Origin of the sequence: Pseudomonas koreensis (assembly GCF_036668835.1) — a bacterium.
In the GTDB taxonomy this organism is placed as follows: Bacteria; Pseudomonadota; Gammaproteobacteria; order Pseudomonadales; family Pseudomonadaceae; genus Aquipseudomonas; species Aquipseudomonas koreensis_I.
In genome coordinates, this window is the sequence record NZ_JAZEVW010000004.1 from 583,137 (window position 1) to 608,928 (window position 25,792).

Sequence of the window (25,792 nt, forward strand, 5' to 3'; positions counted from 1 at the left end):
ACTGCGTTCGGCGTGGGAGCAATATAAGAGAGGTACGGATATTCTTAAAAAGACTATTTAAGAATGTTTATATAACCAGAAAATCAGCTCTTCCCACCCATCCCGAGGGAATGCTCAATCTCCTGCGCCGGCACTGGCCGGCCAAACCAGTAGCCTTGCCCCAGATCGCATTCCTGTTCGAGCAGAAATTTCGCCTGCTCAACCTGCTCAATACCCTCGGCGTGCACCTGCATGCCCATGCTGCGCGCCAGTGCGATGATCACCCGGACAATCGCCACGTCATCCTCATCCCACGGCAAACCGGCGACGAAGCCCTGATCGATCTTGAGTTTCTGTACCGGCAAACGCTTGAGCCGCAACAGCGATGAATAGCCGGTGCCAAAGTCATCAATCGCCAGGCGGATACCCAGCTCACGCAAACGATGCATCTGCTCAAGCGCGACTTCCGGATCGTCCATGACCGCACTTTCGGTCACTTCCAGCTCCAGAAACGCCGGTTCCAGTCCGGTGTCGTGCAGCACCTGCGCCACCTGCTGGTACAGCTCGCGGCGGGCAAACAGTCGCGACGACACATTCACCGCGACAAACGACAGCACCACGCCGGCCTGCTGCCACTGGCACATCTGCCGGCAAGCCTGCTGCATGACCCAGGCATCGATTTCAGCAATCAGCCCGGTGCGCTCGGCAATCGGGATGAATTCTGCGGGCGAGACCAGACCGCGTTGCGGATGCTGCCAGCGCACCAGGGCTTCTACGCCGATCAGGCGGCCGCTTGGCAGGTCATGCACCGGTTGGTAGTAAACCCGCAGCTCCTGTTGCGCCAGCGCGCGGCGCAATTCAAAGGCGAGTTCCACGCGTTGTTGGGCGTGGGCAGTGAGTTCTTCGGTGTACAAGGCGTACCCGTTGCGCCCGCTGCTTTTGGCCTTGAACAAAGCGGCATCGGCATTGCGCAGCAGTTGCTCGGCGCTCAAGGCATCGCTGGGGAACAGGCTGATGCCGATGCTGGCGTTGATCAACAATTCGTGGACATCCACGCGGAACGCGTCCTTGAATGTATCGAGCATGCGTTGCGCCAGCGCCGCCGCCTGCACCGGCTGTGGACAACTTTCGGCGAGCACGGCGAACTCGTCTCCGCCGAGCCGCGCCAGGGTGATGCCAGGACCGAACAACCCCTGCAAACGCGCCGCCACGGCCTTGAGCAAGCGATCGCCCACGTTATGGCCGAGGCTGTCATTGATCATTTTGAAGTGATCGAGATCGAGCATCAGCAGCGCGCAACCGCGCTTGTGGGTTTGCGCCCAGGCCAGCGCCTGTTCGGTGCGGTCGCCGAACAGCAGGCGATTGGGCAGATCGGTCAGCGGATCATGGTGGGCGAGGTGTTTGAGTTCCTCCTCGGAATGCTTGATCGCACTGATATCGGAAAACACCGCGACGTAATGGCTGAGCCGACCGTGATCATCGTGAATCACGCGGATGGTTTGCCACTGTGGATAAATTTCGCCGCTTTTGCGCCGGTTCCAGATCTCCCCGCTCCATTCGCCCTGCGCCTGCAACGTGGCGAACATGGCTTGATAGAAACCCGGCGGATGATGGCCGGACTTGAACAGGCTCGGCTGCTGGCCGATAACTTCTTCGCGTTGATAACCGGTGATCGCCATGAACGCGCGATTGACGTGGACGATCAGCCCCTGATGATTGGTGACCAGCACGCCTTCGCGAGTGCAGTCGAACACCGCTGCCGCCTGACGCAAACGCTCGCGATCGGCGTGACGCTCGCGCAACCGTGCGCCGATGCCGAGAAAACCGTACAGGCGCGCCCGCGCCAGAAAGATCAAGCCGGCACTCACCGCGGCAAACAGGTAACCGTTGATCAGTTTCCATCGCGCGATATCGACGGAGTCATTGAAGAAACTGTTTAATAAATGATCAACACCTTGCAGCCAAACAGCAGCGATCACGAGATAGAGCAGCGCTACGCGCAAGGCATCGCGGTAAGTGGCAGGCATTCGACTGTCCATGTCCCTACAAAAAGGTTGGAATTATAGGTCAAGAAACATCCAGCGACGCTTTCCTTGAAGGGCGACTGGTTTTATCCGTGTGCTTGGTGATAATGCAACGGCTGTTTTTATCTTTATCGAGGGCCCTATAGCCTATGTGGTACGAAGGTTTTCTTGGCTTGTCGGCCTGGTCGCTGGTCGCGGTCACCCTGCTGATGACTCATGTGACGATTGTTGCCGTCACGGTCTATCTGCACCGTTATTCAGCGCATCGCTCGCTGGAGCTGAATGCCGGTCTGAAACACTTTTTCCGCTTCTGGCTGTGGCTGACCACAGCGCAGAACACCCGCGAGTGGACGGCCATCCACCGCAAACACCACGCCAAATGCGAAACCGAAGATGACCCGCACAGCCCGGTAATCAAAGGCCTGTCCACGGTGCTGCGCACCGGTGCCGAGCTGTACCGCGCCGAAGCGCAGAACCCGGAAACCCTGCGCATCTACGGCAAGAACTGCCCGGAAGACTGGATCGAGCGCAACCTCTACAGTCGTTTCCCGCTGCTGGGCGTGGCAATCATGGGCGTTATCGATCTGCTGCTGTTCGGCACCATCGGCATCACCATCTGGGCGATCCAGATGATGTGGATCCCGGTGTGGGCCGCCGGTGTGATCAACGGTCTGGGCCACGCGGTCGGCTATCGCAACTTCGAATGCCGCGACGCCGCGACCAATCTGGTGCCTTGGGGCATCCTGATCGGCGGCGAAGAACTGCACAACAACCATCACACCTACCCCAACTCGGCCAAGCTGTCGGTGAAAAAGTGGGAATTCGACCTCGGCTGGGCGTGGATCAAGGTCTTCAGCTTCCTCGGTCTGGCCAGGGTTCAGCGAGTTGCGCCGATCGCGCACCGGGTCGAAGGCAAGGGCAGCCTGGACATGGACACCGCCATGGCGATCCTCAACAACCGCTTCCAGATCATGGCCCAGTACCGCAAGCTGGTGATCGGTCCGCTGGTCAAGCAGGAGCTGGCCAAGGTCGATCACTCGGTCCGCCACCAGTTCCACCGCGCCAAGCGCCTGCTGTCGCGCGAGACCAGCCTGCTGGAAGACCGTCATCATCTACGCATCCAGACCATGCTCGAGCACAGCCAGGCATTGAAAGTCATTTACGAAAAACGTCTGGCCCTGCAACAGATCTGGGTCAAGACCAGTTCGAATGGCCATGACATGCTCGCCGCCATCAAGGACTGGATTCACGAGGCCGAGGCCAGCGGCATTCAGTCCCTGCGTGAATTCGCCGACCAGTTGAAAACCTACTCGCTGCGTCCTGCAGCAGTCTGAGACCGTTGATCGGTGCACTCGCCCAGGCGAGTGCACCGTTTTGAACTTCGCCGAAAATCACCTATCTCAAAGACACTTCGCCACCCCGGCGGGCTGTATTGTGGCCGCTGTCGAAATCGCGGCACGCCCTTTGAGATTTGTGCCGATGGTCAACAACAATCCAAAAGACTCATCCGTCCCGCAGTGGCCCGAGGCCGCGCAAACCCTGATGGCGCTGATGCATGCGCAAGGTGAGGTTGCACGCCTGAGCGAGCGCGAACAGTTGTTCAGTTCCTTGCTGGTCAGCGTCAACGCTGTGCTCTGGGCATTCAACTGGGAGACCCGTCAGGTGCTGTACGTCAGCCCCGCCTATGAACGGATTTTCGGTCGCTCTGCCGGGCTGCTGCTCGGTGACTACAACCAGTGGCGCGACAGCATTTACCCCGATGATCTGGACTATGCCGAGCGCAGCCTCGCCGAGGTGCTGCACAAGGGCGCGGTGGAAGATCGCGAGTACCGGATCATCGCCGCCGACGGTCAGGTGCGCTGGCTCAGCGACAAATGCTTCATCAATCGCCAGGACGATCCAGACCAACCAGTGATCATCGTCGGCATCGCCGAAGACATCACCGACAAGAAGCACATGGAAACCGAGCTGCAACGCCTGGCAACCACCGATGTGTTGACGCAAAGCAGTAACCGCCGACACTTCTTCGAATGCGCCAACCGCGAATTCGAAGAAGCACGCCTGCGCGGTACGCCGATGGCGTTTTTGCTGCTGGATATCGATGACTTCAAAGCGATCAACGACAGCTACGGCCACCCGGAAGGCGACAACGTGTTGCAACGGATAGCCGAGTGCGGACGCAGCTCATTGCGCCGGGGCGATCTGTTCGGGCGAATTGGTGGTGAGGAGTTTGCCGCGGTGTTCCCCGGATGCGCCCCAGAGATGGCCATGCAAGTGGCGGAACGCTTGCAGCTGGAGATTCAGCGTTTACGGTTCAGCCATGACGGCCAGACGTTCGGCATCACCGTGAGCCAAGGGCTGACCAGCCTCACCGACGAAGACAAAAGCCTCGACAACCTGTTCGCCCGTGCAGATGCGGCGATGTATGAAGCCAAGCGCCAAGGCAAGAACCGCATCATCTCTGCCTGACGCAATACACAGCCCCACCCGGATTAACTGTAGGAGTGAGCCTGCTCGCGATAGCGGAGTATCAGGCAATAACCCTTCGACTGACCCTCCGCTATCGCGAGCAGGCTCACTCCTACATTGGGATTTATGCGCTCCGGTTATTTGCGCATCCGCATCAGCTCCGGCAAACCAATCTTCAACAACCGCGCGGTACGACTCTTCGCCAGTTCCTCGACACCCTCATGCTCGGTCAGCCGCGCCATCTGCGCTGCCATGTTCATCACCAGCGCCTCGCGCGAATACACGCCTCCGCCGAGTTGATAAACCGAGGCGATCAGCTCGCGCAGTTCCAGCGGCAGACGCCAGCGCGTGCGCAGCGCAGAGCCATAGGCCGCACCGAACTGTGCCAGCGCTTCGCCGACTTCCTCCTGCTCGTCCAGTGCCCCGCCCGACTGCTGCCACTCCTGCAGACAGCGCAGCAGGGCCAGATCGCCGAGGCGGTGCAGCATGCCGGCGCAATAGCAGCGCTCCTGATCCAGATCGAGCAACCGCGCCAGAGTGCGCGCATATTCAGCAGTGTGCAGGGACAAACCCCAATAACGCTCGGCGTAGTCCGCCAGACACGGATCGCTGAGCCGGGCACTGCGCTTGAGCGCCAGGCCGAGGATCAGATTCATGCTTTGCCCGGTGCCCAGCCGATGCAGGGCTTGCGCCAGTGTCTGCACCGGCGCGCCATGGTGCTGCGCCGCGCTGTTCGCCGCGGCGATCAGTACAGCCGTGATCTGCGGATCGGTGCGAACCTCTTCTTCGAGCAGCTTCAGGTCGAGGCCATCGGGATTGAGGCTGCGCTTCACCGCCACTTGCACATCGGTCATCAACGGCGCGCCGTCGGTTTGCTCACGGCGCCGCTCAAGAAACACCGCCAGGGTCATGCCCGGCGCAAGGGCCGGCACTTCACAGAACACCTCCTGCCCGGCGTTGAGCAGCAAACCCTGCAGACGCTCGGTCAGGCCCTCCATGTTCAATGGTTTGGTCAGATACGCCGTCGGTGCGAGCGGGATGGCTTCGCGCACGCTGGCACTGTCGTTGCGGCTGCTCATCAAAATGAATGGCAGCGGCGGGTTGCGCTTGCGCTGACGCACGCTGCGCAGCACGTTCAAACCATCGACGCCGGGCAATTCCCAATCGACGATGGCCAGGTCATAGGGAATTTCGGTGAGCATTGACAGCGCTTGCTGACCATCGGCACACAGATCCAGCCGCGCATCGCAACGCACGTTCAGTAGCACTTGTTTAAGCAGATCGCGCGACCATGGGTCGGCCTCGGCAATCAACACGCGCGGTACGGCGGGTAATTCAACGGCAATCATGCACGCACTCCCTGGCAATGCCTTGAACCTTAGCCAATGCTGGCCAATCGAGACAGCGCTAAACGCCGATATGTTTGCGCCGGCATGAAAAAACCCGCCGAAGCGGGTTTTTTGTCGAACCGATCACACAATACCGGGCTTATAGCTCCGAGAAGCATTCTTCGATGATTGCCAGACCTTGGTCCAGTTGCTCGTCCGGCGAGGTCAGCGGTACGAGTACGCGCAGCACGTTGCCGTAAGTGCCGCAGGACAGCAGGATCAGCCCCTTGTCGCGAGCCTTGGCCACCACGGCCGCTACGGCAGTCGGGTTTGGCTTGTGGCTGTCACCGTTCTCGAACAGCTCGACTGCGATCATTGCGCCCAGAGCGCGCACTTCGCCAATGACCGGGTATTTGGCCTGAATGTTTTTCAGGCCAGTGACCAGACGCTCGCCGACGGCCTTGCAGCGGTCCAGCAGGTGTTCTTCTTCGAACACTTCCATCACCGCCAGCGCAGCGGCGCAAGCGATCGGGCTACCGGCGTAGGTGCCGCCCAGGCCGCCTGGAGCGATGGCGTCCATGTATTCGGCTTTGCCGCACACACCGGCCAGCGGGAAACCGCCAGCGATGGATTTGGCGAAGGTGGTCAGATCGGCAGCAACGCCCATCTGCTCCATGGCGAAGAACGTACCGGTACGGCCAGCGCCGGTCTGCACTTCGTCAGCGATCAGCAGGATGCCGTGCTGGTCGCACAGCGCGCGCAGGCGCTTCATGAATTCTTTCGGCGCGACGTAGAAACCACCTTCACCCTGTACCGGCTCGATGATGATCGCAGCGATGTCTTTCGGCTCGGCGTCGTTCTTGAAGATGCGTTCGATGGAAGCGATCGAATCGTCGATGCTCACGCCGTGCAGCTCGTTCGGGTACAACGCGCGGAAGATGCCGCCTGGCATCAGGCCCATGCCGGCCGAGTACGGTACGACTTTACCGGTCAGACCCAGGGTCATCATGGTGCGGCCGTGGTAGGCGCCGGTGAAAGCGATCACGCCAGCGCGGCCAGTGGCGGCACGGGCGATCTTCACGGCGTTTTCGACGGCTTCGGAACCGGTGGTGACCAGCAGGGTTTTCTTGGCAAAATCACCCGGGACCTTGGCGTTGATTTTTTCGCACAGCTCAACGTACGGCTCGTAGGCCAGTACCTGGAAGCAGGTGTGGGTCAGCTTGTTCAGCTGCTCGGTCACGGCGGCGATGATTTTCGGGTGCACGTGGCCGGTGTTGAGTACCGCGATACCACCGGCGAAGTCGATGAACTCACGACCTTCAACGTCGGTTACGGTCGCGTTCTTCGCGGACTCGGCGAAGATCGGGTGAATCTGGCCAACACCGCGTGGTACAGCGGCGGTACGACGGGCCATCAGTTCAGCGTTAGTCTTGCTCATTACAGTCCTCATTCGCCGCTCATCGGGCGGCGTGGTTCAAGGATGAAGCGGGAGGAATCGGCGGTGGCAGCATGCGATGATCGACTGCCACGGCGTTCCCGGCCGCAGAGAAAATGCAGGTTTCAAACCACGCAAAGGGACAGCGCTCTCGTGCCCTTTGCGTTTACTACGATCTCTTGCAGGGCTTAGATGCCCAGGCAGAGGTATTTGATTTCCAGATAATCTTCGATGCCGTACTTGGAGCCTTCACGGCCCAGGCCCGAAGCCTTGATGCCGCCGAACGGCGCGACTTCGTTGGAGATCAGCCCGGTATTGACGCCGACCATGCCGTATTCCAACGCTTCGGCGACGCGGAACACACGGCCAAGGTCGCGCGCATAGAAGTACGAGGCCAGACCGAATTCAGTGTCGTTGGACATCGCGATCACTTCGGCTTCGTCTTTGAAGCGGAACAGTGGCGCCAGCGGGCCGAAGGTTTCTTCCTTGGCCACCGCAGCGTTTTTCGGCACGTTGGTGAGGATGGTCGGTTCGAAGAAGTTACCTTCCATCGCCTTGCCGCCGGCCAAAACGGTCGCGCCTTTGCTCACCGCGTCAGCGATATGCTCTTGCACCTTGGCCACGGCTTTTTCGTCGATCAGCGGGCCAGTGGTGGTGCCGTCTTCCAGACCGTTGCCGATTTTCAGTTTGGCCACGGCCACTTTCAGCTTCTCGGCGAACGCGTCGTAGACCGCGTCCTGAATGTACAGACGGTTGGCGCAGACGCAGGTCTGGCCGTTGTTGCGGTACTTGGAGATGATCGCGCCTTCGACGGCCTTATCCAGGTCCGCGTCGTCGAACACGATGAACGGCGCGTTGCCGCCCAGTTCCAGCGAGACTTTCTTGATGTCCTTGGCGCATTCGGCCATCAACTGGCGACCGATTTCGGTCGAGCCGGTGAACGACAGCTTGCGCACGATCGGGTTGCTGGTCAGCTCGCTGCCAATGTCGCCGGCACTGCCGGACACCACGCTGAACACGCCCGCCGGAATGCCCGCGCGCTGGGCCAGTTCGGCGAGTGCGAAAGCGGAAAACGGGGTTTGCGAAGCTGGTTTGAGCACCATGGTGCAACCGGCGGCCAGGGCTGGACCGGCCTTGCGGGTGATCATCGCCGCCGGGAAGTTCCATGGCGTGATCGCGGCGGTGACGCCGATCGGCTGCTTGATCACGATCAGGCGCTTGTCCGGCTGGTGGCCCGGAATCACATCACCGTAGATGCGCTTGGCTTCTTCAGCGAACCATTCGATGAACGACGCGGCGTAAACGATTTCGCCCTTGGCTTCGGCCAGCGGCTTGCCCTGCTCAAGGGTCATCAGGCGCGCGAGGTCGTCCTGGTTTTCGATCATCAGTTCGAACCAGCGACGCAGCTTGCCGGCACGCTCTTTGGCGGTCAGCGCACGCCAGGCCGGCAGCGCCTTGTCAGCGGCTTCGATGGCACGACGGGTCTCGGCAGCGCCCATCTTCGGCACGGTGCCGAGGATTTCGCCAGTGGCCGGGTTGTTGACCTTGATCGTCTGACCGTTGTCCGCATTGACCCAAGCGCCATCAATGAAGGCTTGCTGGCGGAACAACTGGGTGTCTTTAAGCTGCATGTCGGCTTTCCTTAACAGCACCGCGGCCAGCGCGGAGCAAATTATGATTGTAGAAAGGCGCCTCGAGAGGCTGCCGTCAGGGAAATCAGTGACCGGGTGTGGCGCATCAACAGTGCACGATTCAATACACCAGCGCTTCGACACCCAGCAAAGAGCGTTTGAAATCTCAAACGGATCGTAGGATCAAAGGGGTTAAAGGACAATAGGTCGTTCGAAAAAAAGAACAAAAACGCCGTTTTTCAGATCAACGCACCAGAAACCCGTACCGCAGGAAAAACCTTAGATCAACCCCGGCAAAGCGCCAAGCGAGGGTTTTGCAGGACGTTACCGCTTTCTGGAATGCAGCGATTTCACCGACACGCCCCCTGACAAAACCCGCCGAAACCCGGCATGGACGCCCCGAGTCGACCTAGGTATGATGTCGCCCGCTGCACCAGTAGCTCAGCTGGATAGAGTACTGCCCTCCGAAGGCAGGGGTCGTGGGTTCGAATCCCGCCTGGTGCACCATATAACGAAGCCTCGGGTGATCACACCGGAGGTTTTTTTTCGTTTTTTTGAACGATTCTGCTGCACACGCCGGTCAGTGCCTGGCGCCCTCTGAATACTCCAATGTTTTAAGTTAGTATTCCGCCCCGATATCATCCATGTGATTGCCTGCGCAACGCGCGGCTGGGCTAATGGCAGCCTCGTTACTCCGCAAGGGGCCTGTGCATTCACCAAGCAGCCACAGAGGGTGATCAAATAATAAAAATACCGAACCGACTTTTTGGCTATCGGTTCTTGAGAACAACACTCACCGCATTTTTACTCTGGAGTTCCTAGGGAGGGACCAGTGCAATATGTTCTGCTGACATATTTTGTGTTTCTTGGACTAACAGCGTTTACCTCTAGATTTGTCATCAACAAATTTCGGGGCGAGCATCCTGTGTCGCTCATATTGGCGATGATCATTCTTTACCTCTTCGGATGTGTTCAACTGCTTGGCGTCGGGGTGAAGGTAGTGCTTGCCTGCGCAGCCATTGGCGGTATTGCCGGCGTATGGACACTGGTGAGGGGAGGAGCAGAGCGTTTTTCCATAGCGCGCCAGGCAATAGAACTGGCGGTACTGTTCGCACTGGCGCTGGTCCTGTCATGGGGTTCGCAGTACTGGGTATGGGATGAGTTTTCCCATTGGGGTGCTGAAGCCGAGTATCTGTCTCTGACGAATAATCTTCCTACGAACAAGGAAGTCCAGGTTTTCCCCAACTACATCCCAGGAATATCGTTGCTGCGGTATTTTGGCGAGAGCTTGCTACATGGTAGCGGTGTCGCCTCGGCCTACTTCATTACTTGGCTTCTGGGTCTTTCCACCATTTACTGCGTGTCGAACTCCGAGTCTCGTATCAAGTGGGCAATCACCACCATTACCCTGTTTTTTGCCTACCTGGCTTTTTATCAGGCATTGACGCTGACATTGCTGATTGACCCGTTGCAATCGCTACTGTTCTTGTGCGCATTACGCTTTGCCTACAAAAATGACCGCGACAGCTTCACGATTGCCTTGCTGGCGGTCATAGCGGTAGTGCTGCTCAAACATGTCGGCATCATCCTCGCAGTATTCGCATGTGCCTATTACGTCGGCATGCGCATGTTTGCCGACAAACTGGAGATCAAAACCATTCTCCCTCGGTCGCTGGGATTATTGGCAGTGACTCTGCTGACTTATTTATCCTGGGAGTGGTATGTCGCGATACATGACTTGACGATTAAGTTCGAAGGCATGTCGGTGATGCTTACAGGCGCGGGGCTGCTAAGCAATGTCTCCATCGGATTGCATCATGTTCTGGGCAACCTGTTTCCCCACTCAGCGTTCTTGCCACCCGCCTATCCAGTGGAGTTTTTGACACCGGGGATCCCGCTGTGGATGTTCATCTGCATCACAGCGGCCGCCGCGCTGGTGCTGACTTACAACCGGAGCAGTAGCCAAAAGGAACTGGCGCTCACATTCGCTTTCCTTTTGCTGACCACCGTTGGCTATCTGCTTTTCCTGTCTTATGTAGCTGTGGCCTCAGGATGGTTCAACGACCATGTGTCGTTTTCCAGATACTTCATCGTCACCTTGTTTGCCACATTCTTTCTTCAATATTTCGTTGCAAGAGACGGCCTTTCAATCCTGCGCTGCCTGCTGATTGCAGTCATCATGATTGGCGCCGCGTATGTCAGCGCTCCACCACTGAGCTCGTTCTTCGTTCAGGAAAAACGACCACCCGTTCCACTTCACGAAGAATACCGGTTGAAAGCAGCGCCGTTGCTTAAATACACGACCGGTACCGAGCTGATCATTTACATTGATGGCAAGGATTCAAGCTTCGGTCATTTCATTTTCAGATTGAAAACTCAACCGCTACGCTACTTGCCGTACACCCGCACATGGTTCATGAACCAGCCAACGACCGACAACGCCAAGAACATTGATCTGTTCAAACGCACGCTTTGTCAGGCTGATTACGTTTATGCCGACAGCCCCCCGGAAGATTTCTGGAAGCGCAATGGCGAAGCTTTCGATATTGTTGGCGGCCATGTCTATAAAGTCGTCCGTAAAGACTCGAAGTATTGCACTGCCACACTGCTGGAGAAATGACTCGCACACCCGCTAAAGCGTTCAACTGACAAAAACAAAGACCCCGCCATAGGCGGGGTCTTTGTTTTCAATGTTGATGACGGCTGCGGCACTCAACTTTTAGGGTTGAATTGTCCCAGGCACGCCCTGAACAGAATCTCCAATACCGACAGATTGCCCTTGAAGGCGCTGATCTTGGTGGGCACTTCACCTTTTGGATAACGACGTACCGTCGGCAACTCGACGCACTGAAAGCCCAGCTTCGGAGCGCGATAGGACAGATAGGCCAACAGTTCATACGTCATGAATACATCACGAAAAGGCGCCACGCGTGGATCGAGCAGCAGTTTGCGGCTGTAGGCGCGAAAACCCTGGGTGGTGTCGGTCCATTTGAACCCGGAGCTCAGGCTCAGCAACGGCGCATGGATGAAACGGATCGCAAAATCTCGCGAGGCAGGCGTGTTTTCTGCGACGCCCCCTGCCACGAAACGTGATGCCTGAACAAAATCCACCCCTTGCTTCATCGCTTCGATGAAGCGAGGAATGGCATCCGGGTCATCCTTGTCATTACCGTCAATGGTTACAATGCCTTCGTAACCCTGATCCAGAGCGAAAGCGTAGGCGCAACGCAACTGCGCGCTGAGCTTGCCTGGACCGGTCTTGACCAATAACCCGCGCGCACCTGCCTGCTGCAACGCATCCAGCGCCAGCGAGCCATCGGTGCTGCCCCCGTCGACAATAATGATGTCAGCGTGGGAAGGAATATCGCATGCGGCCATTCTCGCCAGTAGATTCTTGATCCGTTCGCCTTCGTTGATCAGCGGAATAACCACGCAGAAATCACGCTGCCGGCCCAGCCACAGCGGTGTATCGAAAGTGGGTACGTGCCAGGAGCTACGCACGACAGGATCAATCAGGGAGGACGTCATCTTGTGTTCCATCAGGCCACGCGCGCAGTGATCAAAGCCACGCCGGCGATTACCAATAAAATCCCTGCACCGGTTGTCCAGTGAAAGGGCTCTCGAAAAATCAACACCGAAGACAGCGCCACAGCCGCCACGGCGCCTGCAGTCAGCACCGGGTGTGCAACGTTCAAGGGCAAACGTGCAAGCGCGGCGGCGTACAACAAGAACGCCGTGCCGTACAAACCCAGTCCAAGCCAGAACGGCCAATTGCTCAAGGCTCCCAGCGGATCGGTTGGAGAAGGGAAGCGGCGTGGCGGGGTCATTGCAATCTTGATCAAGACACTCGCTGACGCGTTGGACATGATTCCCAGCAACAGGATCATCCATTTCATGGCCTGCGCTCCTCGTCCCGGACCCGGTAGCAGTCTACGGCCTTGATCAATGCACGCTCGATCGAAGCCAGGTGTGGCTCGGCAGAAGTGGCGACCATTTCGATGGATACCAGATGATTCGGCAGATATTGCCGTACCGCGGCACTCATGCTCTCGTGGTTTGTAGAACCATCGCCCAATGGCAGCAGGTTCGGCTCACTCGCATGGATATGGCCAATCAATGAGGCGCTGTCCTCAAGCACTGCCATGGGCCGCTCATCGTTGATTGTCAAAGCGCCGGTATCCAATTGCATACGGATGGCCGGGTGTGCGGTTTGCCTGACCACAGCAGCCGTTTCAGCACTGGTGGTCATGAAGTTGGCGCCGTAACAGGTCGGATTCGGCTCCAGACAGATGAATACGCCGCATGTCCTGGCGATATCGCCCAACTGACGGAAGAACACCACCGCTGCCTCCAGCGCCTGCTGATCGGTCAAACCGCTTCTATCACGGTTCTTCGGCGAGCCGAACACCAGTCGGGTGGCGCCCAGACGTCCCGCGACACGACATACGCCGGTCAGATGCTGCAACAATGCCGACTGGCTTTGCGGGTCACCGAACACGTTGAGACCACTGGTACCGAATAGCAATGACTGCATGCCGGTAATCTCGACGCCATGTTGAGCCCACCAGGCCTTCACCCGTGCAATATCCGCATCGGTTGCCTTGCTGCAGTCGGGAAAGTATTTGCCAGGAGCGATGTCGATTGCATCAATGCCATAGGCTCGCAGCAGCTGCGCAACGGCATCGTCTTCAATGACATCCCAGGCGATGTTGGAAATGGCCAGTCTCATGGTTTTACAACCGCCCCGCGCGGCTCGGATTGGGCATACGCTCTGACGGCCAACAGGGTCTCGCGCACGCTGTACTGATAACGACCTTCGCCACCGAACACATGCGCATACTTGGTCTGCATGTCGTAAAAGCCGACGGGATTGTCCAGGGCGTTGGCGAACTCTCGCGCAAAACCGTCCTTCGCAATGGCAGCCACACTGACAGGTTGCGCTGTCAGATGGACTAGTTTGATGCCCGCCTCGAGTGCCAGCTGAATATCGAACCAGAGATTGATCATCGGGTAAAACTGAAAGACGCCGCGGCTATCAATGGCACGCAGATTGTTATCATTGAGGAAGTCGAAAATGACATTCTTGCGCAGACCTGGCCCTACCAATCCGGGAAGACGTACGATCAAGTGCTCGGGAAAGTGCGCCTCCACAAACTTTTCCAGCAGACGACGGTTCAAGCCATAGGCGTGCAAACCGGACTCGTCCACCGGGGAATCTTCATCGACACCTACCGATGACTTGAAGACGTCAACCGTACTGATGAGGATAAAACGGCGGCACTTGAGCGTCTTCAGGTGCGCAATCAACCCTTCGATCTTCGAGCGGTCTGCTTCAGGTTCTCGGTTGGCGATCCACTTTTGTGCCGGCGCGCCGGCACATACGACGGTGTCGAATGATTGTCCTGCGATATCGGCGATATTGGTCGAACGATAAAGAGACTGAAATTGCGCCTGTTTGAGCAGAGTGGTGCCCACGAATCCGGAAAAACCAATCAGTGCGTTGTTCATTTACCGCTCCTGCATGTTCCGGGGCTCGCTCGAAATGAACACAAGCGAATCGAGCCGTTCCAGAACGTCGTAAATATTGTCAATTTTGCCGCCCAGGATCGAAAAGCATCCCGGCAATGCTACATGCTGTTCGAATAGAATCGGCCGACCGTCATCGCCTTCGTTTTTAACCAGCACGGTTTTTACTTCAAAAAGCGAATCCTTGTACTTGGCTTGCGACACTGCCGGTATATAACGAGCGACGTCACGAACCATCCGGTCTACGCGACTGAGGCGCTCGTATTCCGCCAGTTTCCGGTATGGATCGATCCCCTTCGCGTCGGTCCAGTGCAAATGCGGGGTATAGCGGACGTGGGACAGCGTATGCAGACCGCGCGCCGGAAAAGGCATCATCGAGAAGAACGGCCCATCCATTACGGTAACCCCCAGATTCACCAGGGCGTCGGGCATCTGCATCAGAGCCATTTCTGTGACTTCCTGCTTCAGTCCTGTGCTGACGCCGGGAAAGTCGCCACCCAGTTGGTTCAACCCGCTGTAGCTGCAATTGAACACGTAGCGAGCAGTCATTTGCTCGCTCACACCGTCGGGTCTGGCCAACGTGACCTGCAACGCATCGGTAGCTCTGGAAATGGCTTTGACGCACGTCTGATAACGAATTTTCACCCCGCTCTCGGCAAGCTCCCGCTCTGCCCAGGCGGCCAGACGGGTGGAATCGAACGCATGCTCTTCCACCAGAAACACGTCCTCGATGAGACGGGGCTCGAACAACGCTCGCAATGGCGGTGCAGCAGGTTCGATGGCTGCGCCGATCTCGCGGCAGAAACGCTCGAATTGCCCCGCCGTGCATTTTGAATTACGACGCGCGATTGCATAGAGCTTGGTGAAATCGGTTTTCACCGCCATTGGCCAATCGCGAACGAACCTGGGCAGATTGATACGACTGCGGTAAGCCGTCGTGAAGCTGCGCGGATAGTGGAAACCGTTATGCACTCGGGCCTGATTGTTGTAAGAGGCGCGTTGCATCAGACGCTCCTCTCGTTCAATCAACACCACATTCTTCAGATTCCGCTGTTTGGCCATATAAATCGCGATCGCGGCACCGTAGAACCCGCCGCCGATGACCACCACATCCTTATGAGGATGATCCATCAAGAGGCCTGTTCGCTAACAGTGAACGGCGACTTGGCTGCCTTGTCGGCAACTTCTTCTATGTTGAGCTTTTCCAGCCGGGTCATGCGCGCGCTGGTGAATTCCTGGCCAACATGGTAGCGCGGCCCCTCATTCGAAAGACTGACCATGTTGAGGATGTACTCACCCAATACCAGCAGCACCAGCGAAATCAGAAAGAACATGCCCGATTGTTGCAGTGAAAGACTGACCCAGCCCGGCGCGACATCGATTTTCAGCATGGCAATGATCATTACATAGACACCGTAGACCAGATTCGCCAAGGCACCGAACATCGAGAGTCCGGTCACCAGACGCATGGGCGCCCGAGTGGTCGACACCAGAAGACGCATCCCCCGATCAATACTGTCGCTCAGGCTTTTTTTCGGGGCGGATTGGGCGGCAGCATGGTATTCAAGGTAGGCGCGCGCAAAACCACCGGTGGCCGGAAGGTGACGATAGGAAAGCGTCGGCTGGGGATGCTGAAGAATGTAGTTGATTACGGTTTTGCTGAGAATGCGATAGGACGGCGCCTCTTTGGCCAAATGTACTCCGTTGCACCAGTTGTACAACGTATGAAACAGGGTGAAGGCCGTACGGTAAGCCAGGCTCTGCTGTGGTTTTTCGCGATTGTTGGCAAAAACCACGTCGGCCCCTTTGACCGACTTGTCGAGCATTTGGGGGAGGAACCGTATGTCGTCCGCCAGTGGGTCGATGACTGCGACAAAATCGCCCAACGCACTTTCCATGCCGACCCAGGAAGCTGAATCGGCGTCGACTTCCTTGGTCAGCGCGTAAACTTGCAGATTAGCCATGCCTTGCTCACTAGTCAGGCGTTTCATGACCGTGATGGTGTCATCTTCGGAAGCATTGTCGACAATGATGAATTCGAAATCACTGACAATCGGCGCAATCACCGAGGTCGCCCTGGTAAGAATCGACTCGATGGATTGAGACTGGTTGCGAACGACAAACACGACAGAAAGGAAGCACGGATAAAAATCCATTTAATTTTTCACTTTTTAAGCTGGCTGATAATAAACGAGGAACTTTTGACGCGCCGGAATCGAAGTATCGCATTTTATACAAATGCAGTCAGATTCAAACGTCATCCTCGCCGTCCTGCCCTGTATCCGCCAGGTTTGGCCCGGCTTGAGCATCGTCAGATTCCTCGTCGGTCGCCTCCGCTTCCTTTCGGGTTTCGAGGATTGCCTGACGAATCTCCTTGCCTTTGACCGGGCAGTTGAGCAATTGGGCAATTCGGTCGACTCGTTGTGTCATGCCAGCCTCTGGCGCACTGAAAAGTATCTTAATAGTGCGCGCTTTTTCCTGCTCAGGCCAATGCTCAGCGGTGATAACGCCGCACCGCGCTGCTGTTACGCAGGACATGGCCTTTGATTTTTTCCATCAGTTCGGCGCGGGTCAGGCCGGCGGGCAATGCATCGGGGGCCAGATCCAGAGCGTAGATCTGGATGATGTAATGGTGCGCGCTGTCGCCCACAGGCGGGCATGGGCCCATGTAGTGGGTGTTGCCTTTGCTGTTGGTGCCGCCGACGCCTTCGAGGGCGGATTTGGCGCCGACGCCGGCGGCGATCTGGCGGGTCGCCGGTTTGATGCCGTAGTGAATCCAGTGGTCAACGCCCAGGCCTTTCTGGCCGTCCGGGTCATGCATGACGATGGCGTAGCTCTGAGTTCCGGCCGGGCCGGCGTTCCAGCTCAGCGCGGGCGACTGGTTCTTGCCACCGCAACCTGGAGCGTCGCTGGCGGCGGCCGAGGTGAACAGGCGGTTATCGGAAACCCCCGGAATGCTCAGGGTAAAGCGTTCCTGGGCCTGCGCCGGAAACTGCACGCAAAGGGCGACGGCAGCCGCCGCCAGCCAAGGGTTGATAGAGGTCAATCGGGTCATCCGGGAGCACCTTGTGCAGTGGGGCCGTCGTCGGCCTGCAAACTATAGCCGTACCGTTCGTGCCGTGGCAGTAGCAAATGGCTGAACCTCGAATTGCCGCACGCGTTCACAACAAAAACGTCTGTGAGGAAATCACCATGCCCCTGCACCGTGTCGCCCGTTTCACCGATGTTCCGCAAGATCGAGGCCTGCAAGTAGAAATCGGCGACTGCAAGATCGTGCTGTTGCGGACCAACGGCCAATTGCGCGCGTTTCAGGGGCTGTGTCCGCATGCCGGTGCGCCGTTGGCGGAGGGCGCGTTGTGCCATGGGCGGTTGATCTGCCCTTGGCATAAAGCCGCGTACCGCGCCGAGGATGGTGCCCTGTGCGAGCCGCCTTCACTCGACAGTCTCAAGCGTTATCCTCTGGAGTTGCGCGGCGATGAAGTGTGGGTCGATGACCAGCCGCTGCACGATCCACACATGCCGCCTGCCGACGATCCGAGAACGTTTGTCGTGGTCGGAGCCGGTGCGGCAGGTACCGCGTGTGCAGCCGCGCTGCGGGAGAAAGGTTTTGGCGGACGAATTGTACTGGTCGACGGCGAAGCGGATGCGGGCTACGACCGTACGGTGCTGAGCAAATTCGTTCTCGCCGGCGAGATGTCGCCAAAAGAAGTACCGCCCTTGCGTGATGAGGCGTTCTACCAAGCGCAGCGCATCGAACGGGTGCAAGGCGAAGTCAGCTCACTCGAGGCGCCGAATAAAACCCTTCATCTGAATAACGGCGGAGTTCTGCGTTACGACGCTGCGGTACTGGCTACCGGCGGCGCGCCGAACCCGCTGAAGCTGCCTGGCGCCGATCTGGCCAATGTCTTCGTGCTGCGCTCGAAAACCCACGCCGAACAGATCATCGGCGCCGCTCAAGCGGATCAGCGCGCGGTGATCATCGGCGACAGCTTCATCGCCCTCGAATGCGCTTCGGCGCTGCGTCAGCACGGCCTCGACGTTACGGTACTGGCCCGCCATGAGACTCCTTTTGCCAAGCAGTTCGGCGAAGCCGTCGGCAAGGCGATTCGCGCGTTGCACGAGGCGCATGGGGTGAAGTTCATCACTGACCATGAGGCCACGGAAATTCTTGGTGAGGACAGGGTCGAGGCGGTGCTGCTGGACAACGGTCTGCGTCTCGCGGCTGACCTGGTGCTCGCCGGGATCGGCGTGCACCCGGCCACCGAAGCGTTCGCGTCATTGCCCAGGGAAGACGACCAATCATTGCGCGTCGATGGCGGCATGCGCGTTAGCGAGGGGTTATGGGCCGCCGGCGACATCGCTACGTTCCCGTTGAACGGCCAGCCGCAACGCATCGAGCACTGGCGCCTGGCGCAACAACACGCGCGTATTGCGGCCGCCAACATGCTCGGTGGCGATGAGCATTACCTGGATGTGCCGTATTTCTGGACCTTCCACTTTGGCAAGAACTACGACTATCTCGGTCACGCCGGGGCGTGGGAGGAAGTCGAGTTTGATGGCGAGCCGGAGAAACCACCGTTCATTGGCCTGTTCGCCAAAGACGGCGTCGTGGTCGCGGCGGTGGCGTGCGACAGGCAACGCGCGATTGCGCTGCTTGCCGAGCGGATGAAACAGCCGCTTTCAATGGCCGAAGCGTGGAAGCTGATTCGCAATTAGCTGCACCGATCGTTTCTCGCGAACTGATCGTTCCCACGCTCCTGCGTGGGAATGCAGCCCGTGACGCTCCGCGTCACTGGACGCGGAGCGTCCCAGGAGGCATTCCCACGCGGAGCGTGGGAACGATCAGGTTGGTGCGGTTAATGGATCAGGGTTTCGCGCTGGTCGTCATCTTCGGCATGCAAAAAGATCACCCGCGGATGCTCCAGCGGCGCCAGCGGTGGCGGCAGCTCTGCCGGTTGTACCGGCCAGAAATGCGTTTCCACATGACTGATGTCGCCGTCCTGATCGTTGTGGATGGTCATCACCCCCGGCGTGCGCAGTTTCTGCAAGCGATCATCACACAGCTTGAAGCTTTTGCTCAGCCCTTGATCGTCGATCACTGGCGAGGGCAAACGGCGCTGGGCGAAGCTGCGGCTTTTTCGCTGTTGATAACGCGCCCAGCCAATCAGCACCACCGCATTGGCCAGCGCCACCCATAAATAGATCTGCAGAGTGCCCAGCGCATCGAATGCCGAGTTGTCGATGCGCGGCCCGCCGACGTGCGTTTCGACCAACGGCCACAGGCCGCGAATCAGCAGGAACAGCAGGCCGATCCACGCCACCAGCGTGACCAGCACATCGATCACGACCAAAAAAGGTCGCTGGCGGGTCCGGATGATTTTCATTTGATGACCTCCTCTTCGTCGTCGCCGATCGGTTTGATGCCCCTGTCAGGACTGACCCAGCGCGCACGTTGCTGATGTTGGCCGAACAAGACTTTGGGGAAGCTGACCAGCGTGGTCAGCAGGCTGACGAACCAGAACGCGATCGGGTACCAGACCACCCAGAACATCGTCTTGCCCAAACCCGGCTCGTAGCGGCGATCAATGATGATGCTGACGGCGAACTGCACCAGGCAGACGAACGCCAGCAGCAGTCCGGTAAACGCCGGTGGCATCAAATGATGCACCGCGATCGCTTCGGGCAAGACCATGAACTTGCCCACGCCCCAGAAAATCACCGAGAGCAGGAAGGTGAATGCCCAACCGGTCGACAGGCAGTATTCGAACAGCAGCGGCCACAGATAACGATGGCGGTACTGCCAGATGCCACGAATGTTCTTGAACAGCACTTCGGCACCGCCCTGAGCCCAGCGCAGGCGCTGCTTCCACAGACCAGCGAGAGTTTCCGGCATCAGAATCCAGCACAGCGCTCGCGGCTCATAGAAGATGCTCCAGTGATCGAGTTGCAGCTTCCAGCTGATATCGATGTCTTCGGTGATCATGTTCGGGCTCCAGTAGCCGACCCGGTTCAGCGCCGTGCGGCGGAACGCGACAATCACACCGGACACGGTAAAGATCCGCCCGAACACCCGTTGCGTGCGCTTGATCAGGCCGATAATCGACGAGAACTCGCCGACCTGCACCCGCCCGACCAGCGTCGATCGCGTGCGAATCCGCGGGTTGCCGGTCACCGCGCCAAGGCGTGCGTTATCCAGCATCGGTGCGACCAGATAGGCTGCGGTGTTCGGCGCCAACAGCGCGTCACCGTCAATGCACACCAGATACTCACTGCGCGCGGCAATGGCGCCCATGCGCAGAGCCACGGCCTTGCCCTGGTTCTCCGCCAGATGCAGCACGCGCAGGCGTGGATCTTCCTTGGCCAGCGCATCGAGGACTTCGGCGGTGTTGTCCCTGGAACCGTCGTTGATCGCGATGACTTCGATGTTCGGATAATGCTGGGCCAGCGCCGCGTGAATGGTGTCAGCGGCGTTTTCACCTTCGTTGTAGCAAGGGATCAGGATCGAGATCAGCGGCTCGCCTGCCAGCGGCGGCGGCAAGGTGTCGTCTTTCCATGGCCAGTGGCGCTCCCAGTGCAGCCAGAAATACAGGCCGCCGGCAATCCACAGGCCCGACATGAACAGTGGGTAGAAGAACACGAAGTCCATCAGGAACTGCCCGGTGACCAGGAAGATCAGGCCCAGCGGCACGCCGAGGACGAGCGCCAGAACCAACAGGGCTAACAGTCTATCCAGCATCTCAGGGATTCCATTTGTTGGAGAGTGCAGGCCGTACGGTTTTCAGGTCCGGCAGGTTGTCGAGAAAATTGTCCGGGTAATAACCGAAGCTGGTCGCACCCTGACGCTTGAGACGGCCCATCCAGTCGGCCAACTGTGCAGCGTCGATATCGGCCTGGTCCTTCCTGGTCCAGTCCCGCGCCTGCAATTCGAACACGGTGCGGTTAAGCGCGCCGGGACGTTTGCTGACCGTGGCGACCAATCTTTCCAGCCACGGGCCCGACTCTGCCTGAGTCTGCTTCTCCATCAGCGGCATCGCCATCGGGGCGGTCCAGTCATAGGTCGCGAGGAAGTCATCGAGGTTCTGCGCAAACCAGGCTTCGCTGTCGGGGTTGAGCATCGGTTCAGCAAAAATGTTGCGCGCGGTCTGCACTTGCGGACCGCGAATAGCGCGGACCTTGGCCGTCAGCTCGTTGGTGAAATCGATGAGGTAGCGGCTCTTGAAGCGCGTCCAGCGTTGCATCGCTGCCGGGTCATCGCGCAGCGCGGCAATCGAACCCGGCAGACCCTGAGCGGCGTACGCGTTCAGCGCTTGCGGACCGGCGTCTTCGAAGTCCGAAAGCACCGCGTCATCGTGGTAGAGAATGCCGTCGACCGAGGTTAGTCGCGCCACGTCCTCGTAGATCTCGCCAATGATCCGCCGCACCTCGGGGTCGAACGGTGACAGGCGTTTGTACTGATCCGGATCCACCGAAGTGGTGGCGGTTTTCGGGTCCCAGCGCGTCACCCGCGGCAGCGCGGCGTCCAGCTCGAAGCTGAGCACCGGCATCCACGCGTAGACTTTTACGTGAGCCCGGGTACGCAACTGCCAAGCGACACGGTCGAACAGATCGGCGCGCATCGGCAAGTGACGATTGGGGAAATACAGCGAGTGCACCAGACCGTCGCCCTTGGGATCGGCGAAGGCCTGCAGGAACACCGTGTTGGCGCCCAGGTCGGCCATGCGCTGCACCAGTTTGCCGAGGTTGATGTCCTGCTGTGCCGGGTCCGGGTCGTAGACGTTGTCCAGATCGACATGCACCACGCGCATGGCCTGCTGCGCCTGCACACCGACCACGCTGTTGGCGAAATGCTCGCCGTCCGGGTCGGAGGCGACCAGGAAACGCGGGCTGCTCATCAGATTGTCGAGGGCGTCGAGACCATCGTCCAGCGTCAGGGCCATTTCGTAGCCCTGCTCGCCGACCACCGCCAGTGACGTGCCGTCCGCCGCACCATACGGCCAGACCCACACCCGCGGTTTCTTGCCGGTGGTCTTGCGGATCTTCTCGGAAATATCACTCACGTCCGTGCGAATCCGTGCGCGGAATTCAGCTTCGGATTCATAGCGCTTGGTGACCGGGTCGTAACGTCGGGCCGCGGCGGCCGGCTGCAGGTTACCCTGCGGGTTGGCGAGGATGCCCTTGTGGTTGGCATCGGTGTGCGCGGCGATTTCCACCAGACCGGATTGCGAGATCTCGCGCACCTGATCCCAGGTCAGGAAGTCGGAACGCGCGCGCGGCGTGCCGGCGAAATCCACCGGTTGATTGAGCGGCGTGTCGACCCAGCTGCCGACCGGCGCCAGCAGCGCGTGCCAGTTGTAGGCGCGCAGCACCGGCAGTACGCGGGTGTAGAAGCTCGCATAACCGTCGTCGAAACTCAGCAGCACGGCTTTCGCCGGCAGCTCCGGGCCACCGTTGCGTGCGGCCATGATCTGGTCGACCGTCACCGGCTGGTAGCCGTTTTCGCGCAGCCACGCCAGTTGTTCGATCATGCGCTCGGTGCGTACCGCCACCACGGCCTGATCGGGATCACGGTCTTCGACATCGTGATAGGCGATTCCGAAAACATGGTTTTTCGGCCACGGCTTTTCACTGGCGACCACCGGGCGTTCGGAGGGCGGCGTGAAGGCCGGGGCCTGCTGGGCACAGGCGCTGATCAGCAGCGCTCCCAGCAGAAGGATCAAACGCGAGGTAAAAGGCATCTTAAAACTCTTCTAGAAGCGCAAAGTCAGGTCGACGAGCAGACGCAGATCGGTCTCTCGATCCCCGTCGTAGGGCCGGTTGATAACACTGAACAGGCCGCCGACCTCGAACACGTCGTTCCATGCATAGCGTTGGCCGTAGCCAAGCAGGGCCATGGCGCCGGTACCGTGATCACGCTGACTGTATGTCCCCGCACCGGCCTGGAATTGCTGACTCCAGGCCGTTTCGTAGCGGTGGTAGAGCACGTGATTGACGTTGACCAGCGGCATCACGCTGAAGTCGGATTTGGGATTGAAGTACGGCACGTCATCGGATTTCGAGTTGTGGCTGCTGCCGACTTCCAGACCGGCATCGACCTGCAGTTTCGGCGAGCTATAGACCCCCTCACGACCGGTCAGCAAGGCTTCGACGCGGCTGTTGCCATCGCTGAAGTGCGACGGGCTCACCGACAGGCGCCACTCGCGGCTTTCGTTGGCGCGCCAGCGCAGGAACGCGCTGCCGCCATTGGCCTTGATATCGCTGTTGAGCGCGCGCAAAGGCGTCTCGGCCGACAGGTATTCGAGGCTACCGCCGTACTGCCAGTGATCGTTGATGTCGCGGGCCAGCGCCAGCCGTGCGCCCTGCTTGTCGCCGAAACCGTAGTCGTGGTTGGACACTTCGGCTTCAAGGGTCATGTCACGGGTGCGCCGCTCCAGACCGACACGCTGAAAGCGATGATGGCCGGTGCCTTCAGCGAAATCGCCGGTGGCATAACCGACTCCGGCGAACACGCGCCAGTCTTCATTGATCGGCGGGCTGTACAGGGTGCTCTGGATGCCGAAGTCGCGACTGCCACTGACCGCGCCGGCATCGCCACTGCCGCCGCCGTTGGCCTTGCCGCCGTAGGCTTCGACGCGCAGTTCGGCCATGTCGTGGACTTCGCGTTCACGAGCCAGACGCTGCACCTGACGGTTGTCCGGGTTACGCGCCAGCACGTCATCGACCAGCGCATCGTTCTGCCGCCATTCCTGCAATTCCATGGCGGTGCGCGCTTGCGCAACCTCCAGACCGATGTCGCGCGGGGCGATACTCTCGGTTTCCTTGAGTTGGTTTTCCGCGCGGCGCGGCCATTGCCGGGCCAGGTACAGGTCGGCCTGGGCCAGACGCAACCCGACATTGCCCGGCGCCTGATCGACCAGAGTCTGCAAGCGTTCCTCGCCGTGGGGCAGGTCGGAACTGTAAGTGCCGGCCTGCGCCGCCAGTTGCTGGGCGTCTATCCATTCATCGTTGGGATTGCCAATCGGCAGGCCCTTGAGCTCGACGCGCGGGCGCTGTGATTTGGCAAGGTCTTCGGCGACCTTGCGCGCTTCTTCGGCGCGATCGCTTTCCAGCAACGAGTAATACAGTGCCGTGGTGTCTTCGAGGCGATCACCACTATCGGCGTCCGGTGCCGAGAGCACCTGGCGATACAGGTCGGTGGCGATTTCCGGCTGACGCTGATCAAGATAGGACGCCGCGACCCAGCGCAACGCGTAGGTCGGTATTTTCACGCCTTCGCCTTGCAGCTTCTGGTATTCGCTGATGACCTCAGCCGTGCGTGCCCGCGCCTTGAGCGCGCCCATGCGGTCGATGCGCCAGCGGACCACGTCGTCGTGAGCCGTAGCATCCGGCGTCCAGGTGGCGAGCAACTGGTCGTAATCGGCCAAGGCGCGGTCGGCGATGACGTAGCGTTCTTTTTCGCTGCGCGTGGCAAGTTCGGCGAGGCGCACGCGTTCGGCAGCCAGATCGCCTTCGAGGCGGCGCAAGGTGACCGGATCGATCAGCCCCGGACGTTGTCTGGCCAGGCGTAGCGCCGGCTCTGGCAAGCGCGCCTTTTGCAGCGCGACCACATATTCGCGGGCGACCTCCGGTTTGCTGCCGGCGCGGATGAACGCCTGATCGTATTCGAACAAGGCGTCGTACTGTTTGCCGGCGCGGGTCAACGCATAGCCCAGCGCCAGGCGCCGCGCAGGATCATCGGGTTTGGCGGCGACCAGCGCTTTGGCGTGTGTCACCGCTTCATCGGGTTTGCCGGCATCCGCCTGGGTCAGGGCCAGGCCCAGTTGCAGGTCGGCGTTGTCCGGCTCCAGGGCCAAGGCCTTGTTGTAGATCTCAGTGGCTTTATCCCAGCGCTTGAGGTTGCGATAGGCCCGCGCGGTGGCCGTCAGCGCCTGCACCGGCAGCACGCGGTCGCGGCCCTGGCTCTCGTAGACCTGCACCACTTCGGCGTCGAATCCGGCCCAACTGGCGATTTGCAGGTGATCGCTGATTTGCCCGGTGCTCGCCTGACCCGGCGGCATCTGGCGAAGCAGCGTCAGCGCAGGCGTGTAATGCCCGACACGGGCGTCGCGCACCATCTGATCATAGGGTGTGTCGGCGAACGCCAGGGCCGGCCAGAGCAACTGGCTGCACAGCGCGACTCGAAACAAAGGGCGTAAACCACGATGTAATACAGAACCATCAATACGCGGCATTCGTCAGCATCCTTACATGGCCAGCCGGGTCGCGATGCCCCTCTTTGCCCATTCGTAACGGTGGCCAATGGCAACATCCATGGCCACGCTTAGTCAGGCAGTGTTGCACGCAAGCGCAGACCAGTTTCCGCAACGCAATAATTGTTCAGAATCCACGTAATGCGGGGTAGGA

20 protein-coding genes and 1 tRNA gene are annotated in these 25,792 nt (G+C 59.3%); 5 read left to right on the top strand and 16 right to left on the bottom strand.

Going from position 1 to position 25,792, the window contains the following annotated elements; all coding sequences use genetic code 11:
• Nucleotides 1-83: 83 nt before the first annotated feature.
• The gene (gene dibA, locus V6F91_RS15355) at nucleotides 84-2,006 is read right to left on the bottom strand and encodes a phosphodiesterase DibA (RefSeq protein ID WP_332765802.1); all 1,923 of its coding nucleotides are present in this window, start codon (nucleotides 2,004-2,006) and stop codon (nucleotides 84-86) included.
• Nucleotides 2,007-2,152: 146 nt separating this feature from the next.
• Between dibA and desA the strand changes: the two genes are divergently transcribed.
• A complete protein-coding gene (desA, locus tag V6F91_RS15360; RefSeq protein ID WP_090288158.1) occupies nucleotides 2,153-3,337 on the top strand; it encodes a delta-9 fatty acid desaturase DesA in 1,185 nt (394 codons plus the stop codon).
• A 145-nt stretch (nucleotides 3,338-3,482) separates the two neighbouring features.
• Nucleotides 3,483-4,472 (top strand): sensor domain-containing diguanylate cyclase, encoded by a 990-nt coding sequence (locus V6F91_RS15365; protein WP_332765803.1) that lies wholly within the window; start codon nucleotides 3,483-3,485, stop codon nucleotides 4,470-4,472.
• A 137-nt stretch (nucleotides 4,473-4,609) separates the two neighbouring features.
• On the opposite strand, the gene V6F91_RS15370 is transcribed toward V6F91_RS15365, so the two are convergent.
• From V6F91_RS15370 to gabD, 3 genes are all read right to left on the bottom strand, one after another.
• A complete protein-coding gene (locus V6F91_RS15370) occupies nucleotides 4,610-5,821 on the bottom strand; it encodes a response regulator (RefSeq protein ID WP_332765805.1) in 1,212 nt (403 codons plus the stop codon).
• 139 nt (nucleotides 5,822-5,960) lie between these two features.
• On the bottom strand, nucleotides 5,961-7,238 hold the full coding sequence (gabT, locus tag V6F91_RS15375) for a 4-aminobutyrate--2-oxoglutarate transaminase (RefSeq protein WP_332765807.1): 1,278 nt from the start codon (nucleotides 7,236-7,238) through the stop codon (nucleotides 5,961-5,963).
• A gap of 185 nt (nucleotides 7,239-7,423) precedes the next feature.
• On the bottom strand, nucleotides 7,424-8,866 hold the full coding sequence (gene gabD / locus V6F91_RS15380; RefSeq protein ID WP_332765809.1) for an NADP-dependent succinate-semialdehyde dehydrogenase: 1,443 nt from the start codon (nucleotides 8,864-8,866) through the stop codon (nucleotides 7,424-7,426).
• Nucleotides 8,867-9,296: 430 nt separating this feature from the next.
• Between gabD and V6F91_RS15385 the strand changes: the two genes are divergently transcribed.
• Both V6F91_RS15385 and V6F91_RS15390 read left to right on the top strand, forming a co-directional pair.
• Nucleotides 9,297-9,373 (top strand) — tRNA-Arg (locus V6F91_RS15385).
• Nucleotides 9,374-9,698: 325 nt separating this feature from the next.
• The gene (locus V6F91_RS15390; protein ID WP_332765810.1) at nucleotides 9,699-11,486 is read left to right on the top strand and encodes a hypothetical protein; all 1,788 of its coding nucleotides are present in this window, start codon (nucleotides 9,699-9,701) and stop codon (nucleotides 11,484-11,486) included.
• 92 nt (nucleotides 11,487-11,578) lie between these two features.
• Here the strand turns inward: V6F91_RS15390 and V6F91_RS15395 are convergent, their stop codons facing one another.
• The 8 genes from V6F91_RS15395 to V6F91_RS15430 form a co-directional block, all read right to left on the bottom strand.
• The gene (locus tag V6F91_RS15395; protein WP_332765811.1) at nucleotides 11,579-12,394 is read right to left on the bottom strand and encodes a glycosyltransferase family 2 protein; all 816 of its coding nucleotides are present in this window, start codon (nucleotides 12,392-12,394) and stop codon (nucleotides 11,579-11,581) included.
• A gap of 11 nt (nucleotides 12,395-12,405) precedes the next feature.
• Nucleotides 12,406-12,762 carry an EamA family transporter gene (locus V6F91_RS15400; protein WP_332765813.1) on the bottom strand — a complete coding sequence of 119 codons (357 nt, stop codon included), beginning with the start codon at nucleotides 12,760-12,762 and terminating at the stop codon, nucleotides 12,406-12,408.
• Nucleotides 12,759-13,595: a sugar phosphate isomerase/epimerase family protein gene (locus tag V6F91_RS15405; RefSeq protein WP_332765816.1), complete on the bottom strand. Its 837-nt coding sequence runs from the start codon at nucleotides 13,593-13,595 to the stop codon at nucleotides 12,759-12,761. The genes V6F91_RS15400 and V6F91_RS15405 overlap by 4 nt, the downstream gene beginning before the upstream one ends.
• Nucleotides 13,592-14,374, bottom strand: a complete 783-nt coding sequence (locus V6F91_RS15410; protein ID WP_332765818.1) for a pyridine nucleotide transhydrogenase — start codon at nucleotides 14,372-14,374, stop codon at nucleotides 13,592-13,594. Before V6F91_RS15410 ends, V6F91_RS15405 begins: the two co-directional genes overlap by 4 nt.
• Nucleotides 14,375-15,523, bottom strand: a complete 1,149-nt coding sequence (locus V6F91_RS15415) for an FAD-dependent oxidoreductase (protein ID WP_332765820.1) — start codon at nucleotides 15,521-15,523, stop codon at nucleotides 14,375-14,377.
• Nucleotides 15,523-16,548: a glycosyltransferase gene (locus V6F91_RS15420; protein WP_332765822.1), complete on the bottom strand. Its 1,026-nt coding sequence runs from the start codon at nucleotides 16,546-16,548 to the stop codon at nucleotides 15,523-15,525. Before V6F91_RS15420 ends, V6F91_RS15415 begins: the two co-directional genes overlap by 1 nt.
• 94 nt (nucleotides 16,549-16,642) lie before the next feature.
• Nucleotides 16,643-16,822, bottom strand: a complete 180-nt coding sequence (locus V6F91_RS15425) for a hypothetical protein (RefSeq protein ID WP_332765824.1) — start codon at nucleotides 16,820-16,822, stop codon at nucleotides 16,643-16,645.
• Between the two features lie 64 nt (nucleotides 16,823-16,886).
• Complete coding sequence (locus V6F91_RS15430) at nucleotides 16,887-17,447, bottom strand: YbhB/YbcL family Raf kinase inhibitor-like protein (protein ID WP_332765826.1); 561 nt, start codon at nucleotides 17,445-17,447, stop codon at nucleotides 16,887-16,889.
• A gap of 137 nt (nucleotides 17,448-17,584) precedes the next feature.
• On the opposite strand from V6F91_RS15430, the gene V6F91_RS15435 reads away from it, so the two are divergent.
• Nucleotides 17,585-19,108, top strand: a complete 1,524-nt coding sequence (locus tag V6F91_RS15435) for an FAD-dependent oxidoreductase (RefSeq protein ID WP_332765828.1) — start codon at nucleotides 17,585-17,587, stop codon at nucleotides 19,106-19,108.
• Nucleotides 19,109-19,248: 140 nt separating this feature from the next.
• On the opposite strand, the gene pgaD is transcribed toward V6F91_RS15435, so the two are convergent.
• Genes pgaD through pgaA form a run of 4 tightly spaced genes read right to left on the bottom strand, consistent with a single transcriptional unit; the run spans nucleotide 19,249 to nucleotide 25,620 of the window.
• On the bottom strand, nucleotides 19,249-19,776 hold the full coding sequence (pgaD, locus tag V6F91_RS15440) for a poly-beta-1,6-N-acetyl-D-glucosamine biosynthesis protein PgaD (RefSeq protein WP_332765830.1): 528 nt from the start codon (nucleotides 19,774-19,776) through the stop codon (nucleotides 19,249-19,251).
• A complete protein-coding gene (gene pgaC, locus V6F91_RS15445; protein ID WP_332765832.1) occupies nucleotides 19,773-21,128 on the bottom strand; it encodes a poly-beta-1,6-N-acetyl-D-glucosamine synthase in 1,356 nt (451 codons plus the stop codon). The genes pgaD and pgaC overlap by 4 nt, the downstream gene beginning before the upstream one ends.
• A 1-nt stretch (nucleotide 21,129) precedes the next feature.
• The gene (pgaB, locus tag V6F91_RS15450; protein ID WP_332765834.1) at nucleotides 21,130-23,127 is read right to left on the bottom strand and encodes a poly-beta-1,6-N-acetyl-D-glucosamine N-deacetylase PgaB; all 1,998 of its coding nucleotides are present in this window, start codon (nucleotides 23,125-23,127) and stop codon (nucleotides 21,130-21,132) included.
• Nucleotides 23,128-23,139: 12 nt separating this feature from the next.
• A complete protein-coding gene (gene pgaA / locus V6F91_RS15455; RefSeq protein ID WP_332765836.1) occupies nucleotides 23,140-25,620 on the bottom strand; it encodes a poly-beta-1,6 N-acetyl-D-glucosamine export porin PgaA in 2,481 nt (826 codons plus the stop codon).
• Between the last annotated feature and the right edge of the window lie 172 nt (nucleotides 25,621-25,792).

What these genes read in the sequence shown, in the direction of transcription:
- dibA (WP_332765802.1), bottom strand. Translation starts at nt 2,006, where the DNA reads ATGCCTGCCACTTACCGCGATGCCTTGCGCGTAGCGCTGCTCTATCTC.
- desA (WP_090288158.1), top strand. Translation starts at nt 2,153, where the DNA reads ATGTGGTACGAAGGTTTTCTTGGCTTGTCGGCCTGGTCGCTGGTCGCG.
- V6F91_RS15365 (WP_332765803.1), top strand. Translation starts at nt 3,483, where the DNA reads ATGGTCAACAACAATCCAAAAGACTCATCCGTCCCGCAGTGGCCCGAG.
- V6F91_RS15370 (WP_332765805.1), bottom strand. Translation starts at nt 5,821, where the DNA reads ATGATTGCCGTTGAATTACCCGCCGTACCGCGCGTGTTGATTGCCGAG.
- gabT (WP_332765807.1), bottom strand. Translation starts at nt 7,238, where the DNA reads ATGAGCAAGACTAACGCTGAACTGATGGCCCGTCGTACCGCCGCTGTA.
- gabD (WP_332765809.1), bottom strand. Translation starts at nt 8,866, where the DNA reads ATGCAGCTTAAAGACACCCAGTTGTTCCGCCAGCAAGCCTTCATTGAT.
- V6F91_RS15395 (WP_332765811.1), bottom strand. Translation starts at nt 12,394, where the DNA reads ATGACGTCCTCCCTGATTGATCCTGTCGTGCGTAGCTCCTGGCACGTA.
- V6F91_RS15400 (WP_332765813.1), bottom strand. Translation starts at nt 12,762, where the DNA reads ATGAAATGGATGATCCTGTTGCTGGGAATCATGTCCAACGCGTCAGCG.
- V6F91_RS15405 (WP_332765816.1), bottom strand. Translation starts at nt 13,595, where the DNA reads ATGAGACTGGCCATTTCCAACATCGCCTGGGATGTCATTGAAGACGAT.
- V6F91_RS15410 (WP_332765818.1), bottom strand. Translation starts at nt 14,374, where the DNA reads ATGAACAACGCACTGATTGGTTTTTCCGGATTCGTGGGCACCACTCTG.
- V6F91_RS15415 (WP_332765820.1), bottom strand. Translation starts at nt 15,523, where the DNA reads ATGGATCATCCTCATAAGGATGTGGTGGTCATCGGCGGCGGGTTCTAC.
- V6F91_RS15420 (WP_332765822.1), bottom strand. Translation starts at nt 16,548, where the DNA reads ATGGATTTTTATCCGTGCTTCCTTTCTGTCGTGTTTGTCGTTCGCAAC.
- V6F91_RS15425 (WP_332765824.1), bottom strand. Translation starts at nt 16,822, where the DNA reads ATGACACAACGAGTCGACCGAATTGCCCAATTGCTCAACTGCCCGGTC.
- V6F91_RS15430 (WP_332765826.1), bottom strand. Translation starts at nt 17,447, where the DNA reads ATGACCCGATTGACCTCTATCAACCCTTGGCTGGCGGCGGCTGCCGTC.
- V6F91_RS15435 (WP_332765828.1), top strand. Translation starts at nt 17,585, where the DNA reads ATGCCCCTGCACCGTGTCGCCCGTTTCACCGATGTTCCGCAAGATCGA.
- pgaD (WP_332765830.1), bottom strand. Translation starts at nt 19,776, where the DNA reads ATGAAAATCATCCGGACCCGCCAGCGACCTTTTTTGGTCGTGATCGAT.
- pgaC (WP_332765832.1), bottom strand. Translation starts at nt 21,128, where the DNA reads ATGCTGGATAGACTGTTAGCCCTGTTGGTTCTGGCGCTCGTCCTCGGC.
- pgaB (WP_332765834.1), bottom strand. Translation starts at nt 23,127, where the DNA reads ATGCCTTTTACCTCGCGTTTGATCCTTCTGCTGGGAGCGCTGCTGATC.
- pgaA (WP_332765836.1), bottom strand. Translation starts at nt 25,620, where the DNA reads ATGCCGCGTATTGATGGTTCTGTATTACATCGTGGTTTACGCCCTTTG.